At 60.3% G+C, this 19,202-nt stretch carries 10 protein-coding genes; 3 read left to right on the top strand and 7 right to left on the bottom strand.

Annotated elements, in window-relative coordinates; genetic code table 11:
• Nucleotides 1-5: 5 nt before the first annotated feature.
• Complete coding sequence (locus ACHHTY_RS01780) at nt 6-968, bottom strand: Gfo/Idh/MocA family oxidoreductase (protein ID WP_395492334.1); 963 nt, start codon at nt 966-968, stop codon at nt 6-8.
• A 300-nt stretch (nt 969-1,268) separates the two neighbouring features.
• Here ACHHTY_RS01780 and ACHHTY_RS01775 point away from each other — a divergent pair, with 300 nt between their 5' ends.
• Both ACHHTY_RS01775 and ACHHTY_RS01770 read left to right on the top strand, forming a co-directional pair.
• A complete protein-coding gene (locus tag ACHHTY_RS01775; protein WP_395492333.1) occupies nt 1,269-2,825 on the top strand; it encodes a sodium-dependent transporter in 1,557 nt (518 codons plus the stop codon).
• A gap of 52 nt (nt 2,826-2,877) precedes the next feature.
• Nucleotides 2,878-6,669 carry an AsmA-like C-terminal domain-containing protein gene (locus tag ACHHTY_RS01770; protein ID WP_395492332.1) on the top strand — a complete coding sequence of 1,264 codons (3,792 nt, stop codon included), beginning with the start codon at nt 2,878-2,880 and terminating at the stop codon, nt 6,667-6,669.
• Nucleotides 6,670-6,764: 95 nt separating this feature from the next.
• Here the strand turns inward: ACHHTY_RS01770 and ACHHTY_RS01765 are convergent, their stop codons facing one another.
• The 3 genes from ACHHTY_RS01765 to ACHHTY_RS01755 form a co-directional block, all read right to left on the bottom strand.
• Entirely contained in the window at nt 6,765-7,253 is a 489-nt protein-coding gene (locus tag ACHHTY_RS01765; protein WP_395492330.1) for a PilZ domain-containing protein, read from the bottom strand.
• Nucleotides 7,254-7,364: 111 nt separating this feature from the next.
• Nucleotides 7,365-9,236 carry an ATP-binding protein gene (locus ACHHTY_RS01760; protein WP_395492329.1) on the bottom strand — a complete coding sequence of 624 codons (1,872 nt, stop codon included), beginning with the start codon at nt 9,234-9,236 and terminating at the stop codon, nt 7,365-7,367.
• A gap of 268 nt (nt 9,237-9,504) precedes the next feature.
• Nucleotides 9,505-10,110, bottom strand: coding sequence for a tetratricopeptide repeat protein (locus tag ACHHTY_RS01755; RefSeq protein WP_395492328.1), 606 nt, complete (start codon nt 10,108-10,110; stop codon nt 9,505-9,507).
• 90 nt (nt 10,111-10,200) lie between these two features.
• On the opposite strand from ACHHTY_RS01755, the gene nadC reads away from it, so the two are divergent.
• Nucleotides 10,201-11,070: a carboxylating nicotinate-nucleotide diphosphorylase gene (nadC, locus tag ACHHTY_RS01750; RefSeq protein WP_395492327.1), complete on the top strand. Its 870-nt coding sequence runs from the start codon at nt 10,201-10,203 to the stop codon at nt 11,068-11,070.
• Nucleotides 11,071-11,214: 144 nt separating this feature from the next.
• Here nadC and ACHHTY_RS01745 read toward each other — a convergent pair whose 3' ends face one another.
• The 3 genes from ACHHTY_RS01745 to fdhF form a co-directional block, all read right to left on the bottom strand.
• Nucleotides 11,215-11,820 carry a hydrogenase iron-sulfur subunit gene (locus ACHHTY_RS01745; protein ID WP_395492326.1) on the bottom strand — a complete coding sequence of 202 codons (606 nt, stop codon included), beginning with the start codon at nt 11,818-11,820 and terminating at the stop codon, nt 11,215-11,217.
• A 107-nt stretch (nt 11,821-11,927) separates the two neighbouring features.
• Nucleotides 11,928-15,023 (bottom strand): FAD-dependent oxidoreductase, encoded by a 3,096-nt coding sequence (locus ACHHTY_RS01740; protein WP_395492325.1) that lies wholly within the window; start codon nt 15,021-15,023, stop codon nt 11,928-11,930.
• Nucleotides 15,024-15,074: 51 nt separating this feature from the next.
• A complete protein-coding gene (fdhF, locus tag ACHHTY_RS01735) occupies nt 15,075-19,190 on the bottom strand; it encodes a formate dehydrogenase subunit alpha (protein WP_395492324.1) in 4,116 nt (1,371 codons plus the stop codon).
• Nucleotides 19,191-19,202: the final 12 nt, after the last annotated feature.

Here is a 19,202-nt window from a genome sequence, read left to right as displayed (position 1 = left end):
GGCTTTTAGAGAATCTCGCGATACTTGCGGAAATTGGCTTCGATCTGGGCCATGATCTCCTGGGCCACCTGCAGGGCCAGACGCCCCTGGGCCCCCGAAACCTGGGGGGTGGATCGTTCGTCGACGTTTTTAACGAAATCCCGCAATTCGGCTTCCAGGGCATCCTGTTCCGGCAGGGCGAGATGGATGACCTCCTCCTGGGGCAGGCCCTGTTCGTTGAGCTGATCCTTGAGGCGAATAACCATCAGGGTTTTCTTGGCGTAGTCCACGGAAAGATAGCTCTTGGGCTGAAAGATCCGCAGGCGGCGAATATTTTCCTTGGAAATCCGGCTTACCGTGATGTTGGCGGTGCAGCCGTTTTCAAAAATAATCCGGGCATTGGCGATATCGGTACTCCGGGTAACCACCGGCACCCCGACGGTATGGACGGAGCTGATGGGGGAGTCGACAATGCTCAGGATAATGTCGATGTCATGGATCATCAGGTCGAGGACCACATCGACATCAAGTCCGCGCGGTTTGAACATGTGAATCCGGTGCGATTCAATGAAAAGCGGCCGGGTGACGTATTGCCCCAGGGCGGTGACCGCCGGATTGTAACGCTCGATATGGCCCACCTGGAGGATGCATTGCCGGGCCGCCGCCTTGGCGATCAACTCGTCGGCCTCGGCCAGGGTGGTGGTCATGGGCTTTTCCAGCAAGATGTCCACCCCCTGCTCCAGGCAATCCATGGCCACCCGGTGATGATGCACGGTGGGAACCACGATGCTGACCGCCTCGACCTGGGGCAACAACTGGTGGTAGTCCGCGAAAGGAATGGTGCCGCAATCCCCCGCGACTTCGGCGGCCAGTTCCCGATTGATATCGGCCACCCCCACCAGGTCGACCTCATCCATGGCAGCATATTTGGCGGCGTGGAATTTGCCGAGGTGCCCTACCCCGATGACGCCGACGCGAATTTTTTTCATCACCCTGTTCCGATCCTGGTTGAATAATCGGGCTTAACCCACCTTCCTCGCCGGCCGGGGTTTTATCGCCCTGCGCAGGGAGCAAACCGGGGACTGCCCCGTTGTTGCCGCGGCGCGCAAGCAGTACCGGCGGCCATACTCGCGTATGCCGCCGGTACTGCTTGCGCAAAGCTGCGATGCTGCACGATTCTTCATGCCTTCATACCATGAAGAACCTGTACAATCAACTTGTTGTTTCAACATGTTATGATATGATAACCGGCATCATCTTCCCAGCCAGCAACAGTCAACCGGTATCCCATGAACGACGCCCGCAGCACCTGGAAAAGCAACCTCGGCTTTCTGATGGCCGCCATTGGTTCAGCCATCGGCCTCGGTAATATCTGGCGTTTCAGCTACATGGCCCACGAACACGGGGGCGGGGCCTTTCTCGTTCCCTACCTGGTGGCCCTGGCGGTGGCCGGAATTCCGATCATGCTGCTGGAGTACGGGGTGGGTCACCGGGAAAAAGGGGCCTCCCCCCTGGCCTTTGCCCGGATCAACCGCCGTTTCGAACTATTGGGCTGGTGGATGCCGGTGGTGGCGATGTTCGGCATCATGCTTTACTATTCGGTGGTCATCGGCTGGTGCGTGAATTATTTCTTCCACTCCTTCTCCCTGGCCTGGGGAGAGGATCCCCAGAATTTCTTTCTTAACGACTTCCTCCAGCTTTCCGCCTCAGCCTCCGAACTGGGCGGCATTCGTCCGCCCATTCTCCTGGCAACCATCTTGGTCTGGGTAAGCTGCTGGTTCATCTGCTACCGGGATATCCGCCACGGGATTGAAATTGCCGCCAAGATCTTCATGCCCCTGCTCTTGATCCTGACCGTGATTATCGTGGCCTGGACCCTGACCTTGGACGGAGCCTGGACGGGCATTCGCCACCACTATTTAACCCCCGACTGGAGCAAGATCAACTTCCTGGCCGCCGATCCGCAAGCCCGGGTTGCCGCCGGGCGGGTCTGGGCCGCCGCCTTTGGCCAGATTTTCTTTACCCTCTCCCTGGGCTTTGGGATCATGATCGCTTATGCCAGTTATCTTCCGGCCAAAACCAACCTGGCCAGAAACGCCTTGATCACCGCGGTGGTTAATTGTTCTTATTCGATCTTCGCCGGTCTGGCGGTTTTCGGGATTGTCGGTTTCATGGCCCTTAATCAGGGGGTGCCCTTCGAGGAGGCCATCCGGGGCGGACCACAACTGGCCTTCGTGGTCTATCCCCAGGCCATTTCCCTGCTGCCCGGCTTCAACGCCCTGTTCGGCGCCCTCTTCTTTCTGGTTCTGATCATCGCCGGCCTGACCTCCGGGGTTTCCCTGGTGGAGGCCTTTTCCTGCGCCCTGACCGACAAGTTCAACTGGTCCCGCTCAAAAGTGGTTTCCATCCTTTGCCTGCTGGGCCTGCTGGGCAGCCTGATCTTCACCAGCCGGGCCGGCCTTTATCTGCTCGATATCACTGATCACTTCATCACCAATTACGGTTTGGTCCTGGGCGGGCTGCTCCAATGCCTGATTATCGGCTGGTATGTCGGCCCGGAAAAGTTGCGGCGCCATATCAGCCGTCTGGGCAGCAGGGTGCCGGCGGCCTGGAACTTTTTCATTCGTTACCTGACTCCCCTGGTGCTCGGCCTGCTCCTGTTGATCGCCGTCAAGGGCGACCTCCAGGCCAACTACGGCGGTTACGCCACGATTCACCTGTTTCTCTACGGCCTGGGCTGGCTGATTTTCTGCCTGGTCATTGCCTTTTATTTCGCCCGCAAACCCTGGCGAGCCTCCCGGCTCAAGCGCAAGCATCGCTACGGAGACCAGGATCTGCTGGTTTGAAGACCGCCCGCCTTTGGCCGCGACCGGGATCTATGGGACTTGATGTCTATTTATGACGCGTAAAATACGGATTATAGTGCTGATGGCGGTGCTGGTGGCCGCCTTGCTGGCCCTGCTGCTGCCCTGGGCGCTCAAGTCCGACCCGGTAAGGGCCGAACTCGCCGAACGGCTCAGCTTTCACCTGGAAAGTGAAATCAGCATCAGCAGTATCGAGTTTGCCTGGTTGCCGGTCCCTCACCTGCTGGCCCGGGAAATCGAACTTGCGCGACCAGGGCTTAAGCTCCTGTTGGCCGAAATTCACGTTTTCCCCCGCTGGCTCTCTCTGCTGAGCTTGAGATTCGAGCCGGAACGGGTGCTGTTGCAAACGCCCAGCCTGATCGTTGATCCCGGTATGTTTTCGGACCAGGGCGAACCCTCGGTGCGGGTTTTTCCGCGGACCTTTGCCGGCCAGGTCGAGATAAGAAACGGAACCGTGGCGGTAGCAGAAATCCTGGCGGCCGGGAAAGTCAACCTGGAGGCTACCCGCTTCACCGATCTCAGGGCCACCATCCAACTCCGCCCCGGCAGCCTGCAGTGGGATTTATTCTCCCGGCCCTCCTTCGGCGAACACTTCGCCGTGCAGGGCAGCTACGATGCCACCGGCGCCTACCGCTTCCAGGCCGCGGGGCGCCAACTGCGCCTGCACGAGCTGATCACGGGTCCGGTGCTGGGGCGGGTCAACCCCTTGGCCGCCGATACCAACCTCAACATAACCGCGACCGGTCAGGGGTTGGATAGCTTTGACGCCACCCTGGTCGGCGAACTGCCCTCTTTTCTCCTGACTCCGGAAAAACCGGGCGCCGGCGAGGCGGTCCGGTTCGCTGGCGGTTTTATCGATTTGGCCCTGACCCGGCAGCAGCAGGACTGGCAGGTTCTGCTCCGGGATTTCGAGTTAAAGGAGCCGGCCCTGCAGCTGGCCGGCAAGATCGCCCGGCGCAGTCAGGATGGGGTCTCGCCCCAGTGGGAAGTCGACCTTAACGGTCGCCGGCTTGATGCCGCGGAAATCCGGGCGGCGGTCCTGGCCCTGTTCGGTGAATACAAAACGGCCCAGTACGTCGGCAACGTGGTGCGGAGCGGCTGGGCTTCCCGGGCTTCCTTCCGCTTGGCCGGCCCGGAAAACGAACTGCGCGACCCTCTTACCCTGGCGACCAGAATGGTGGTCGAGGTCGAGGTTGACCGGGCGGAAATCATGGTGCCGGAGGTCGATCTATATCTGCCCGAAGCCCATGGTTTTCTGAGGATCGAAAACGGAATTCTCGAGTTGCGGCGGGCCGAAGCCCGACTGGGGCGCAGCCGGGGGCGCGATGGCTCTCTGAGCGTCGGCCTGTTGCGCACTCTGCCCATTCTGAAACTTGACCTGGAGCTTGACGCCGACCTGGAGGATCTGCGGGAGATTCTGCCTGATCTGATCCGGCAGCCGATTTTTCAGGCCGAGATGGCGCGCTTCAGCCGGGCCGCGGGGACCGCCTCCGGTCGCCTGGTGATCGGGGACAGTTACCGGGATTTCGATGTTGCCGTCACCGTTAAGCAGGTTATGGGGGAATTGGCCTACGATCGCCTCCCCTGGCCGATCAAGCTGGACCAGGGCCGGGCCTTCATCACCCGGGAAGAGGTTCATTGGCATGAAGTAGCCGGCACGGTGGGTCCGCACCGGCTGGGCAATGCCGCCGGCCAAATTGCTTTAAACCCGCAAGCGGCCTTTGTCCTGGAGGAGGTCGAGGCGGTCCTGGCCGCCGCCCCTTTCTTCGAGCATCTCCGCGACTATCCGGTGCTGGAGCAGGCCTTGACCCCGGTCCTGACGGCGATCAGCGGCGATCTTGCCGTCCGCCGGGGCCGGGCCTCAGGCGAGCTTTTTGCCCCGGAAGCTTGGCGCTACACGGCGGCCGTTGATCTTGACCAGCTGACCTGGTTGTCGCCGTTGCTGGCCACGGAAGTCGCCAGTCCCGCCGGTCACCTGGAAATCTCGGATACCGCCGTGGTTTTGCGGGAAGTGAGCGGCGGCTTGGAGGACAGCAGCTTCATCCTCGACGGCAAGTTGCGCCACCAGCTCCTGCGCGACTGGCAGGGGGACCTGGGCGTTACCGGCCGGCTGCTGGAGGAAGCCAAAAGTTGGCTGCGACAGCGTGATTGGCTGCCGGAACTTCTGCTGCCCCGGCCGCCGATCACCATCGCTCCCCTGGTTTTTCACTGGGAAGAAGGGTTGCTGGTCCTGAGCGGCATTCTCCAGAGCGGCGAATCAGCCGCGGCGGTCAAGCTCGAATTCGAGGCCACTGTCCGGGACAACCGGACCCTGGATCTTGAAGCCCGGCTTTCCGAGCTTGACCGGGAGGCGGAGTTGACCCTGAGCCTGGCCCGGGGCCATCAAGGCCTGGCGGCCCTGTTCAATCCGGCGCCGGAGGGGGGCGGACCCGCTTTTGCCCCGGTGGCCGGCCATTTCCGGGGCACTTTGAACGGCCAGGCCCTGGGCCGGATTTTCAGCAATTTGGTCAACCACCTGGAGTGGGGAACCTGGCGGGGAGACGCCCGCTTCCAGTTAGCGGAGCCGCCGGCTTCCGGCCTGCTGGCCCCGCCCGTTTTTGCCGGCGAACTGCTCATCGAAGGCCTAAGCTGGTATCCCGACGACTTGAACCGGCAGCGGGTTGTCACCGTCAATACTCTGGATCTGGCCGGCCAGGAGAACCACTGGCAACTTCGCCGGCTGGATCTCAACCTGACCCCGGCCGAACAGCTCGAACTGGCCGGCGAGATCTTCGCCGCCAGCAACGGATTCAATCTGGAACTGGACCTTTTCTCCCCGTTCCTGCGGCAGGGGACCCTGACGGACTGGCGTGAGGCTGTCCGGTCCCGGCGCCCCGTTGACCCCGGCCTGGAACAACCTTTCTGGCCTTTGAGCCAGGCAGCAATAAATTTTCATCTGGCCGAGTTCATTGCCGAACCGAGCCTGGCCGGGGAACCCGGCGAACCGACGGCATTCGCAGATGAGGAAAGCGAACCGCTCCAACTGGCCTGGGGCCCTTTGCGCGGAGAACTGAATGTTTTGCCCACCGGAGAGATGGTGGCCGAACTCCAAACTGCGGTGATCTGCTGCCTGGAAATCAGCGGGACCTGGTATTCGGACTCCGCCCTGGGAACCAGCTCCTTTTTTCTGGCCCCGGCCTGTCCCGCCACCCCCCGTTTTGAGGAACTACTGCCCTGTTTCGGAATCGAGCAGGATATTATTATCGGGGATTGCCTGGTGGAGGCCGAGTTGCACGGTGAGTTCGGCCACTGGCAAGAAGGACGGATCAGCATCTCCTCGCCGGATGGGGGAAGAATTCTTCGCCTGCGCCTGCTTTCCCGGATCCTCAGTCTGATCAACCTGACCGATATTTTTACCGGGGGCATTACCGGCCTGGATGAAAGGGGCTTCGCTTACCGGCAGTTGGAATTCGAGGCCCGGATCACCAATAACCGGCTGACCATCGAGAAGGGGGTGGTGCGGGGGGAAGGGCTCAACCTGATCGCCCGGGGCGATTTGGACTTGAGCAGTTACGAGGTGGATATGGTGGTCTTGGTTGCCCCTTTCAAAACCCTTGACACCCTGGTGAGTTGGATTCCTTTTGTCGGACGCATCATTGGCGGACGGGACGCTGCGATCATAACCATCCCGGTCGGAGTCAAGGGAGATATCAGGGAACCGGCCCTCACCGTACTGGCCCCCGATGCGGTGGGCGAAGGCCTGCTCAATCTGCTCAAGAGTACCTTGATGCTGCCCTTTAACATCCTCAGCCCGATCCTGCCGGAAAGCCCGGCCAACGGCGATTAAGCTGGGACCGGGCCAATTTTCCCCCCGCCGTCATCATGCCGGCCGTTAAAGAACTTATCCCAACAGACTAAAATTGGCCGGGAGCCGGCGGATTTTCATCTGCCCAGCAGCCGGGCCCACCAGCTTGATCTTTGGGGCTGCCGACCCTCGCCGATCATTCTGTTGAGCCAGTCCAGCACTTCCTTGGCAGGTTCGCAGAGAAACTCCATCCCCAGTTGAAACGGCTTGCCGGGATGGGAGAGGCGGCGGTCAAACCAGACCGGGCGGACCGGCAGCTCGAAATCCGGGATTTCCCCTGGGCCGGTCCCCTCGGCCTGAACCTTGAGACAAAGATTCTGTTTTTCGTTTTCCTGAAAGGAATAAAAAATATGCCATTGGCCGATTTGGGCCTGGCCAATGGTAAGACGCAAGCCGTACCGGGAAATGTCGCTGATTCGGCCGGTGCTTTCCGCTAAAGCGGTGTTGCCGGCCTTGTCATGGATAATGATTCGCACGGGGATGCTCACATCCACCCGCGGCGAACGCCGATTTTCCCGCCCCATGGCTCCCTCTGTTTCCTCTTTTCCCGGCTTGGTCCCGGGCATGCCGGGGATATCCCCGGATGGGAACACGCCGGCACCTCATTTTTTTATTCTTCTTTAACCTGTTTGGCCAAAAAGGTCGCTGTTTAAATGGCAAAAAAACCGGCCGGCCAATCAGAGCGGCAAGGTCAGGCTGAAGTTGGTCCCCTCCCCGGGAGTACTGCGGGCGCTGATCTCACCGTGATGGTTTTCGACAATTTTCTTGCAAATTGCCAGGCCCATGCCGGTACCTTGATATTGTCCGCGGCCATGCAGGCGCTGGAATGGTCGGAAAATTCGATCAAGGTATTTTTCTTCGAAGCCGATGCCGTTGTCGCTGACCTGGATTTCCACGTGCTTGCGGTCAATTTTGGTTAGCTTGACCCGAACCCAGGGCCTGTTACCCTCGGCCTGGAATTTCAAGGCGTTGCCGACCAAGTTTAAAAAAAGGCGATGCAGCTGGCTGCGATCGGCGTTGATGGTGGGCAAGCGGTCGATCTCGATCCTGGCCTTCTGTTCCCCGATTCGCTGCTCCAGATCGGCAATCACCTCCCGCAACACCTCGTTCAGATCCACCAGGGCCATAACCTGGTTTTTCCGGTGGGCCTCGCGGGAATAACTGCGCAAGTCCTCGATCAGCTGGCGCATTCGGCTGGCCGAATCTTGCATGCGGCTGAGATAATCGCGCCCTTTCTCGTCCAGGCCCGCGGCATGTTTCGCCAACAGGCGGTCACCGAGGGAAACCATGGTCCGCAGGGGTTCCTGAAGATCGTGGGAGACTACCCGGGCGAAATCCTCCAGTTCCTTGTTGCTGCGCTCCAGCTTCAGGGCGTAGGCAGCGGCTGACTCGCGGATCTCGAGCAGTTCGGTGATATCGGTAATAAAGGCGAATGAACCGGTGAAATGGTGTTTTTCGTTGAATATGGAGGTGGCGTGAAAGCGGGTATGGAGATCGCGGCCCGATTTGGTCTTCAGGGTAATATTGAAAGCCCTGATGCGGCTGATCTCTCTTTCCTGCAGCTGTTCGCGCAAAATCTCCCGGTTTTTGCCGGCCACGAAATCGAGAGGCGAGCGGGACATCAACTCTTCGTGGTCATATTCCAGCATGGCGCAAAGGGCCTCATTGACCATCGCGGTTCGCTGTTGATCATCAATCTCCCAGTACCCTTCCGCGGCGGTGTTGATGATGGTGTAGTAACGTTCCATCTGGCTGCTTAAGGTTTGGGTGCGCTGGGCGATGGTGCTTTCCTGCTCGTCTATCAGTCTCTGGCGGGCCTGCCACTGGCGCTGCAAACGATTGAGCAAGCTCAGGGTCACCGATCCGATCAGTACCAGGGCGATGGCGTGGCCGAACAGCATCCAGTTGATCTGGGAGGAGACCATGGCCAGGTGGGGGGCGGCGGGGAAAACCAGGCTGACCCCCCCCCGGAGATCACCCTCTTCATAGCCGTAAGCCTGGTGACAGGGCAGACAGGCCGGCTGGATGTAGAGCGGCGACATATAGCGAAAAACCATCCCTTCCGGAACGGCAACCAGCTCCAACTTGCTGCCCCGCCCCTGCTCCAGGTTGACCAGGGCCTGCTGTTCCCATTCATCGGCCCGGTTGCCCGGGTTAATCGGCCGGGCGCTGGTCAGATGCATGACCAGTCCGGCCTGTCTCCTGGTGATTTCGGCGATTTCGCGGGTCATATAGGAGGGGTTGATCATGGTCAACTCCAGGCCATCCAGGGTGACCAGATCGCGGTGGGGAATCTGCAAATAGGGATTGGGAGGGGTGCTTTCACTTACCGGGACATAAACCCCGCCATGCTCGGCGTTCCAGAGCCGGGCATCATTAATCAGCCGGACGATGCCTTCGGCGTAGTAGCGGGCCATGTTGTGGGCATGATCACGCAGGTACCAGTAATTGGCCCCGGCGGACAGCAGGCCCAGGGCAAGCAGGATATAGAGGGGCAGCAAACGGAATTGCTTGCTGGCGAGGTATCTTTCAAGATCAATAAAGCGCATGCCGGATAGCTTTCCCTGCCGGTGGATGGCCGCAACGATTGCCGGACAGGCGCGTGCTGAAGGGGGCTGTCCCCTCGCAGGCGCCTTAGTCAGCCGGTTGCCGGAGAAAACTTACGGGCAACCGGCTGAGCCGTTACGGTAACTATACACCAGGGAAAACCGGCAAGCATGAAAAAAGCTCCTTGCCGGGGCAACAGCCGGCCAGGAAGGCGGGGCCGGCCAGGGGGGAGGCAGCTTGGCCCTTGTTGCGACGAGGCAGCACCGGGGTTCAGGGGGCGGGGCGGAGCTCATCCAGCAGTTCGCTTACCAACTGGCCGTTGGGGGCGTAGGCCACCGGATTCAGTTCCACCAACTCCTCCCAGACTTTGATGGCGCCGGAGGTATCATCGAAATCGTGGAGCAGCACCACCCCCATGTTGAAACGGGCCGTTTCATGGCGGGGATCCAGAGCGATGGCCCGGGCAAAGGAACTGATGGCCTGGTCCGGTTGCCCGTTGCGGCGGTACATGACGCCGAGATCGGTTATCACGTCGGCATTGCCCGGATCCAGTTCCAGGGAACGGGTATATGCCGCAATGGCTTGTGCGAAGCGATCGGTGTCAAAATAGAGATGGCCCAACTGGGTCCAGGCCTGGACATTGGCGGGATCGGCGGCCACCGCTTTTTCCAGGCTTTCCATGACCCGAAGCTGTTCCGGGCTTAAAGCCTGCTGGTGAGCGGCGGGATTGTGAGTAAAGGAAGCAGAGATCCCCGGCATTTTGTAGATGCTGAAAACTATCCCGGCCAGAAAACCGATTACCAGACAGGCGAAGGCGGCGAAGAAAGCCTTTTCCTGGCGGACCATTTTCGCCCCGGGTGTCCCTGGTTCTGCCATTTTTTTTCTCCTTGTTCTTATTGGTGCCGCCATTATAATCGCGGCTGGCGACGAAAGCAGCCCAGGCATAACGGCGCGAGGATCAATCTAATGGAAAGAGACAGCCAAAATCTGGATTTGTTCAAAAATCCCGACTTGCAGCAGGCCTTGCGGGGCTTCCTGGACGAGGATCTGGGGCGGGGCGATATAACCGGGGCGGCGATTTTTGCTCCGGCAATGACGGGTTCGGCAATTTTTATCGCCAAGGAAAAGATGGTTCTGGCCGGGGTCGAACATTTGGCTCCCCTGGTATTTCAAACCCTCAACCCCGCGATTTCCTGCCAGCCCCAGGCCGACGGCCGGCGGGTCGAGGCGGGGGAAATCATTCTCCGCCTGGCCGGACCACTCCGGGATCTGCTGGCCGCCGAGCGCCTGGCCTTAAACCTCTGCCAGCATCTTTCCGGCATCGCCACTCTGACCGCCGCATTTGTCGCTGCGGTGGCGGGACTGCCGGTGCAGATCATGGATACCCGCAAAACCACCCCCGGCTTGCGCGCCCTCGAAAAATACGCGGTACGGGTTGGCGGCGGGGTCAATCATCGCTTCAATCTCAATGATGGAATTCTGATCAAGGACAACCACATTGCGGCGGCCGGTTCAATTGCGGCCGCGGTGCGGAAGGTGCGGGAATACAATCGGCGCAACATGGAGGTCGAGGTAGAGTGCGAAACCCTGGCCCAGGTGGAGGAAGCTTTGGCCGCCGGGGTGGAAATTATCATGCTGGACAATATGAGCTCCGCCCTGATGGGCCGGGCCGTGGCCCAGATCCGGGGCCGGGCCGTCACCGAGGCCTCGGGGGGGGTCAACCTTGCCAATGTCCGCGAGATCGCGGCAAGCGGGGTGGACCGCATTTCCATCGGCGCCCTCACCCACTCGGCTCCGGCCCGGGACATCAGCATGGAAATCGCAAAGGTTAGCTAACCACGCCCTGCCGCCCCTCGCAGCGCCAAGCAACCGGGCTCAAGGGACCAAGACTTCGGCGCTGCCAGGGACAGCTTAACGGGCTGAGGTTGGTTAGGAATCAGCAGGCTTCATTGGGGCCCGGTCGTTACGGTCCCCGGTCAATCAGCCGGCTAAGCCCGATTGAATGGCTTTTTCCAGCTTGGCGGCAAAAACCCCGTCGATGTGTTCCTGGGTGAAAATGCCGTCCTTGCGCATGGCCTTGGTGGCGTTGCCGAAGGCCACCCGCACCTTGCGATCTTCCACCAGCTTCAGGGCCGCCTGCAGGCGCTTTTGCAGCTCGGCCGGGCTCAAGCCTTCACTTTCCCCGATGGGGCCGAGCTTTTTGACCTCGGCGGTGAAATCGGTGATCAGGCGGACAAAACGGGGCGCTTCCGCCGCCGAAGCCCACTGCAGATTGAAGCGCTCGGGTTTTAAGCCCACCTCGGCCAGTACCTTTTTAATCAGAAAACTGGCGCCCATGGCATCATAATTACCAACCTGGTAATGGCATTCACCAAGTTGTCAGCCACCGGTGAAGATGCCGTCGGCCCCTTCGGCGAACCCGCGAAAGACAAAAGCCGGATCCAACCTGCCGGTGCACATGATCCGGATGGTCCGCAGATTGGGGGGATACTGGTAGCGTGAAACCCCGGCCGAATCGGCGGCCGCGTAACAGCACCAATTACAGAGAAATCCCAGGATCCGGGGATTGAATTCTTCACCAGCCATAAAAGCCACTCCTCACTATTTGAAAATCTCGCAAAATGTAACGTCCGGGATTGGACGAAATCGGCAAAAAACAGGTTGCTGCCGGCCCCTCGGCAGCGGTATGCACCCTAATTCTTTTTGACGTCGCCAAAGGCCTCGATCTGGGCGCTGATCTGCTCATCGGTAAAACCGCCCATGGAAATGGCAAAGACCGGGCAATGGGACGCGCAGATGCCGCACCCCTTGCAGGAGGCGGTGATCGTTTCCGCCTTGCGCTTCTTGTTTTCGTCCTTGAAGGTCCGAATGGCCTTGTAGGGACAAAGGGCTTCGCACAGGCCGCAGCCGATACAGAGTTCCTGGTCCACGGTGGACACGGTGGGTTCCACAGAAACATGGCCCTTGACCAGGGGAATGGCCGCCTTGGCCGCCGCCGCCTGAGCCTGGACGATGATCTCCTCCACCGGCTGGGGCGAATGGGCCAAGCCGCAGACATAAACCCCGGAAACCGGCAATTCCACCGGCCGCAACTTGACGTGGGCCTCCAGATAGAACTTGTCCTGGTTGACCGGAACCTTGAGCAACTTGCTCAATTCATCGGTGCCATGGGGCACGATGCCGGTGCTCAGGACCAGCAGGTCCGGACTGAGGGCGACATCGTCACGGAGAATGGGGTCGTAGAAGGAAACCTTGGGAGCCTTGCCGGCGGCGCTGAGCCGGGGCATATTCTCGAGGCTGTAGGGAATGAAGAGCACTCCCTTTTCCCGGGCCTCGCGGTAGGCATCCTCGGCATAGCCATAGGTCCGCAGGTCGCGATAAAGCACCACCACCTGCGATTCGGGGTTGATATCCTTGATTTTGAGGGCATTTTTCACCGCATCGTTACAGCACTTCTTGCTGCAGTAAGCAAGATCGTCACCCCGGCTGCCGGCGCACTGGATCATCACCACCGATCCCGGAGCCCGATTTTTGGCCCGGCCGGCCAGCCTTTTTTCCAACTCGCTCTGGGTGACCACCTTGGCGGAATACTTGATCGGGGCCTGCAGCACCTTTTCCGGGCGATGTTCCCGGCCCCCGCTGGCGATTACCACCACCCCGTGATCGATGGTGGTCTCCCGGTCCTTGCCTTGGGCACTTTTGAGCTGAGAGGAAAAATTGCCCACGTAACCATTGATCTGGACCAGTTCGGTGTTGGTATAAAGCTCGATATTTTTATGCTTCTGGACTTTGTTGATCAAACTCTGGAGGGTTTTGCCCACTTCGTCGCCCTGCAGGGTGTAATGGGCGTCCCGCAAGTGGCCTCCCAGCTGGCCCTCCCTTTCCACCAGGGCGGTGGCAAAACCCTGCTCGGCCAGGTTCAGGGCGGCGGTCATGCCGGCAATTCCCCCCCCGATGACCACGGCTTTATCGATCACCGGCACCGTTTGCTCGGGAAGCGGCTTGATGTGGCGAGCCTTGGCAATTCCCATCCGGACCAGGTCCTTGGACTTGGCGGTGGCGGCGAACGGTTCGTTGGCATGGACCCAGGAGCATTGATCGCGGATATTAACCATCTCGAAAAGACAACGATTTAACCCAGCATCCTTGAGGGTTTCCTGAAAGAGCGGCTCATGGGTCCGGGGCGAACAGGCCGCGATGACCACCCGGTTGAGGCGGTGCTCCTTGATCTTCTGCTTGAGGACCTCCTGGGCGTCCTGGGAGCAGCTGTAGAGACTCTGGGCGTGGTAAACCACCCCCTCCATCCCTTCCACGTACTGATCGACGTCGGGCACGTCCACCACCCCGGCGATATTCACCCCGCAATGGCAGACGAAAACCCCAATCCGGACTTCTTCGTCATCGCCCAGCTGCTGCTCCTCGGGATATTCCTTGACCACGAAGCCCTTGCCCCGGTCCTGCTTGGTCAGGGCCGAAACCAGGCCGGCGGCGGCGCTGGACTGGGTGACGCTTTCCGGGATATCCTTGGGGCCCTGGAAGGCCCCGGCCACCAGCACCCCCGCCTGACTGGTCTGGAGGGGATCGAAGGTCGAGGTTTGGCAGAAATCGTAATTGTTGAGGGCAAAACCGGCTACTTTAGCCAGATTGACCGCGTCGCGGGGAGCGTCCAAGCCCACCGAGAGCACCACCATGTCGTAGGCTTCAAAATAGTGGCCCCCTTCCAGGGTGGAGTAGGTCAACTTGAGCTGTTTATCCCAAGGCATGACATCGGCAACCCGGGCCCGGACGAACTTGATCCCCTTGGCCTCGGCACGGGTCCGGGCGGCGTCGAAACCTTTGCCCTGCGTCCGCATATCCATGTAATAAATGGTTATTTCCAGGTCAGGTTCGTGCTCCTTGGCCACCAGGGCCTCCTTGATCGCGTACATACAGCAGACCGAGGAGCAGTAGCCGTTGTCGCAGCCGAGATCACGGGAACCGACACACTGGATGAAAGCGATTTTTTTTGGATGCTGGCGGTCGGAAAGCCGCAGCAATTCACCCTCGAAAGGTCCGGAGGCACAGAGCAGCCGTTCGAATTCCAGGCTGGTGACGACATCGGGGTGCCGGCCGTAGCTGTATTTGGCCAACACGGAATCAGGCACCCGGCCGAACCCGGGCGCCATGATCACCGCCCCGACTTTGACCTCGCGATCTTCCGGCTGCTGGGAAAAATCGATGGCCTTGCTCTGGCAAACCGGCACGCAGATTTTACAGGTTCCGTGCTTGAGGTGGAGGCAGACCTCCGGGTCAATGAAATAGCTGGCCGGCACCGCCTGGGGATAGTCGATATGGATAGGCCGGGTCAGGGCCAACCCCTCGTTATAGTCATCCACCAGGTGGCGGGGGCAGTACTGGGTACACATCCCGCAGGCCGTGCATTTATCGGGGTCGATATAACGGGGCCGCACCCGCAGCCTGGCGGTGAAGGATCCGGGCTTGCCGCTGAGCCCCAGAAAATCGGTGTTGCTGAGAATCTCAATGTTGGGAGACCGACCGGCCTCTACCAGCTTCGGCGCGAGTATTCAGAGCGAACAGTCATTGGTGGGAAAGGTCTTGTCCAGCATGGCCATGGCCCCGCCGATGGCCGCCGCCTTTTCCACCAGGTAGACGTAATAGCCCAGCTCGGTCAGATCCAGAGCGGCCTGAACTCCGGCCACCCCGCCACCGACCACCAGCACGGCGCCCGCCTTTTTATCCATTGCCTTGGTCATATTGCAACTCCCATTGAATGCAGTCTCAAGGTTCATTTTGGTAGAGCCAAGACAGCCGTCTTGGCTCTTGAACCCCGGACCTTGCCTTTAGTTATCTGATAAAACCTCGACCCGGACGGCGCACAGCTTGTATTCCGGGGTCCGGGAAAGCCGGTCCAGAGCGTCCAGGGTCAAGTAGTTGACCGGGGTTTCGGCGAAATTGTAGGGGGCTGAAATCGTCCCTTCCTGGGTCCGGTCGGTTATCCTAGCCTTGATTTCCACCGAACCGCGGCGGGAACTGATTTTCAGCTTGGCGCCATTTATGATCCCCATTCGCTGAGCATCGGCGGGATGAACCTCGGCCAGGGCCTCGGGGGCGATCACGTCGATCTCCGGGGTTTTGCCGGTCATGCTGCTGAAATTATAGCGGGCGTATTCCCGAATGGTCGTGAAGAGCATGGGATATTCGCCATCCACCGGTTCCTGGGGCGGGATGAATTTTTCCGGCACGAAGAGGCCCCGCCCCCGGGTGAACTTGTCGATATGGAGTACCGGGGTGCCGGGATGATCCTCGCTGGGCACCGGCCACTGCAAGCCCTCGCGTTCCAGCCGATCGTATGTAATCCCCCGGTACTGGGGCAAGAGCTGGCGGACTTCCTCGAAAATATCCTCAGCCTTGCTGTAACGCATCTCGTAGCCCATCCGGCCGGCCAACTCGGAGAAAATCCACCAATCGGGCTTGGCCTCGCCCGGGGGCTCCACCGCCTTGCGGACCCTCTGGACCCGGCGCTCGGTACAGGTGAAGGTCCCGTCCTTTTCGGCAAAGCAGGCGGCCGGTAAAACCACGTCGGCCATCTTGGCCGTATCGGTGAGAAAAATGTCCTGGACCACCAGAAAGTCGACTTCCTTCAAAGCTTCCTGGACATGGGCGATGTTGGTGTCGGCCAGGGCCGGATCCTCGCCGAAGACGTAGAGGGCGTGGATATTGCCCTTGAGGATGTTTTCCCAGACCTCGGTGGCCGGTTTGCCGGGCCGGCGGGGCAGCCTGATCTTCCAGAGTTTTTCGTACTGATCGAACAATTCGTCGTTGTTCAAGCCCCCGTAGCCGGGCAGGGTGTTGAACAGGGCTCCCATATCGCAGGCCCCCTGCACGTTGTTCTGCCCCCGCAAGGGATTGCAGCCCCCGCCGGGAAAACCGACCTTGCCGCAGAGCATGGCCAGGTTGGCAATCGACTTGACCCGGTCGGTGCCGGTGGCGTAGTGGGTGATCCCCATGCCATGGAAGGTGGCGTGCCGGCCCGGGGCCGCATACATCCGGGCGGCCTGGCGGATCTGCTCAGCGCTCACCCCGCAGATGGCAGCGGCTTCTTCGGGGGGGTATTTCTCCACCAGTTCAACCAGTTCAGCGAAATCCTCGGTTCTTTCCTCAACGTATTTTTTATCCCAGAGCTCTTCCTTGAGGATGACGTGCATCATGGAATTGAGCAGGGCCACGTCGGTGCCGGGCTGAATCGAGAGCCAGAGATCAGCCCGTTCGGCGAACCTGGTCTTGCGGGGATCTATGACGATCATCCGGGCCCCCCGGTCCAGGGCCTGATGGATGCGCAGGCCGATGGTGGGGTGGCTGGTATCGGGGTTGCTGCCGATCATCAGGAAGAGATCGGTCACCGTGGTATCGGCGATGGAATTGGTCATCGCGCCGCTGCCGAAGGTGATGGCCAGACTGGCCACCGTGGGAGCGTGTCAGAGGCGGGCGCAGTGATCGATATTGTTGGTCCCGATCGCCGTCCGCATGAATTTCTGCATCAGAAAGTTTTCTTCGTTGGTGGCCCGGGCGCAGGAGAAACCGGCAATGGCGTCAGATCCGTACATCGCCTTGATGTCGAAGAAGCGCTTGGCCGTATAGGTCAGAGCCTCGTCCCAGGAACACTCCACCAGTTGCCCGCCCTTGCGGATCAAGGGGGTTTTGAGCCGGTCGGGATGCTGGACGAAATGGAAGCCGAAGCGTCCTTTGACGCAGAGGGCGCCATAGTTGGGGGCCTGCTCGGGGTCGGCGGTGACCTCGATGATGGTATCCCCCTTGACTTTGAGATTCATCTGGCAACCCGCGCCGCAATAGGGACAGGTGGTCCGGACCAGGCGAACATCATTGGAAACGATGGGGATGATCTGGTCCTTCTTGTTCAGGGCCCCGGTGGAGCAGTTGTCCACGCACTTGCCGCAGGAGACGCAATTTTCAAGGAAGGTCAGGGAAATGCCCTGCGCCCTGCCCTTTTCGTCGAACGATGCCGCGGCCAGATCCAGGGCTCTGTATTCACAGGCATTGGCGCAGTTGCGGCAGTAAATGCATTTGTTGAGGTCCACCGTGATGGTGGGATGCTCATTGAAGCGGGGATAAACGGGCTTGGTGCCCATCCCGGTCTTGTTGGGATCCACCTCGTATTCGATGGCCAAACGCTTCAAATCGCAACGGTCGAAGGCGGTGCAGCCGCAGGACAGGCAACGAGCCGCTTCGGTACGGGCCATTTGTTCGGAAAAGCCCAGGCGGATCTCATGAAAATCCTGAATGGCCCGCTCCGGGGGCCGAGCCGGCATTTTTTCCCGCAGCTTGACCCGAATGCCTTCAAAGTTGGCCAGGTCGACATTGTCGAAACTCTTGCCCCGGCTGAAGTTGAAGCGGACTTCGGGCGGCTCCTTGCCCAGGTTCATCAGCTGGAGATGGATATTGTCCGCCGCCCGCCGGGCCGCGACCACCGCCTGGATGACCGAGCGGGGCCCGTTGGTGGCGTCGCCGGCGGCATAAATTCCGGGGTGGTTGGTCTGAAAATTGCGGGGGTTGGACTTGATGTTGTTCTTGGGGGTCAACTCCAGGGTTTCTTCCAGTTCACCGCTCATGAGGGGGCCGGCACAGGCTGATTGACCCATGGCCACCACCACCGTATCAACTCCCATATTGATGCTGGAGCCGGGAATCGCTTCCGGGTAGCGGATGCCCTTGCTGTCGGGTTCGCCCAGTTTCATCCGGATCAGTTCGACATCAAGACCATCCGGCGCCCGGTCGACCTTGATCGGCGAAGCCATCAGTAAAAATTGAACCCCTTCCGCCTCGGCCTCCCGGATATTGCGCTGGTTGGCAGGCATTTCGGTCTGGGCCCGGGGATAGATCACCGTTACCTCTTCCACACCGAAGCGCAGCAGGGAGCGGGCCGCTTCCATGGCGGTGTTGTTGCCGCCGATCACCGCCGCCCGCTTGCCGTAATGGGCCGGAGTGCCTTCATTGACCTGGCGCAGCAGTTTGAGGGCGGGAATCACGCCGGGCAGCGAGCCGCCTTCAATTTCCAGGGGCTCATCAAAATTGGCCCCGATGGTCAGGAGGATGGCGCCATATCCTTTATCCTGGAGATCCTGGAGAGAAAAATCGCGGCCCCAGCGCTGCCCCAGGCGAACGGAAATGCCCAGACGCAGGATGGTGCTGATTTCATAATCGAGGATATTGTCGGGAATCTTGTAGCGGGGCAACCCGTAGCGCAGCATCCCGCCCAGCTTGGGGGCGGCTTCGAAGACCGAGACCTCATGGCCCTGAAGGGCCAGATAATAGGCCGCGGTCAGGCCGGCCGGACCACCGCCCACCACCGCCACCCGCTTGCCGGTGGGGGCGGCCTTCTTCAACTTGAGGTCAACCTTGTTGGTCATGCACCAGTCGGCGACAAAACGTTTGAGGTGGTTGATGGAAACCGATTCATCGACCAGCAGGCGCCGGCAGCGGGTCTCGCAGAAGCGGGGGCAAACCCGCCCGACCGAGAAGGGAAACGGGTTGCGCTCCATGACCAGGCGGACCGCTTCCTCGTACTGCCCCTTGGCGACATGGGCGATATAACCCTGGACATTGATCTGGCCCGGGCAAGTCAGGTTGCAGGGGGCCTTGCAGTCGCCGAAATGGGTTTCCGCCAGGATCGTCAACCGGGCCTTGCGATGTTCGACCAGGGCCTGGCTATCAGTGCTGACCTCCTGGCCGGAGGCAACCGGAGTGGCGCAGGCCCGTACCGGTTCCTGCCGGCCCGCCACTTCCACCAGGCAAAGCTCGCACTCCTCCGCCGAGATCTTGCCTTCGACATGGCACAGGGTAGGAATATGAATCCCGGCCCGGCGGGCGGCTTCCAGGATGGTCATCCCCTCCTCCGCCGCCACCGTCTGGCCGTTGATTTGCAACTTTATTTCACTCATAGTCAAAGGGCT

Source organism: Desulfurivibrio nitratireducens, from assembly GCF_044068515.1.
In the GTDB taxonomy this organism is placed as follows: domain Bacteria; phylum Desulfobacterota; class Desulfobulbia; order Desulfobulbales; family Desulfurivibrionaceae; genus Desulfurivibrio.
The sequence above is the reverse complement of the archived record's forward strand: the minus strand, read 5'-3'. Positions and strand labels throughout refer to the sequence as shown.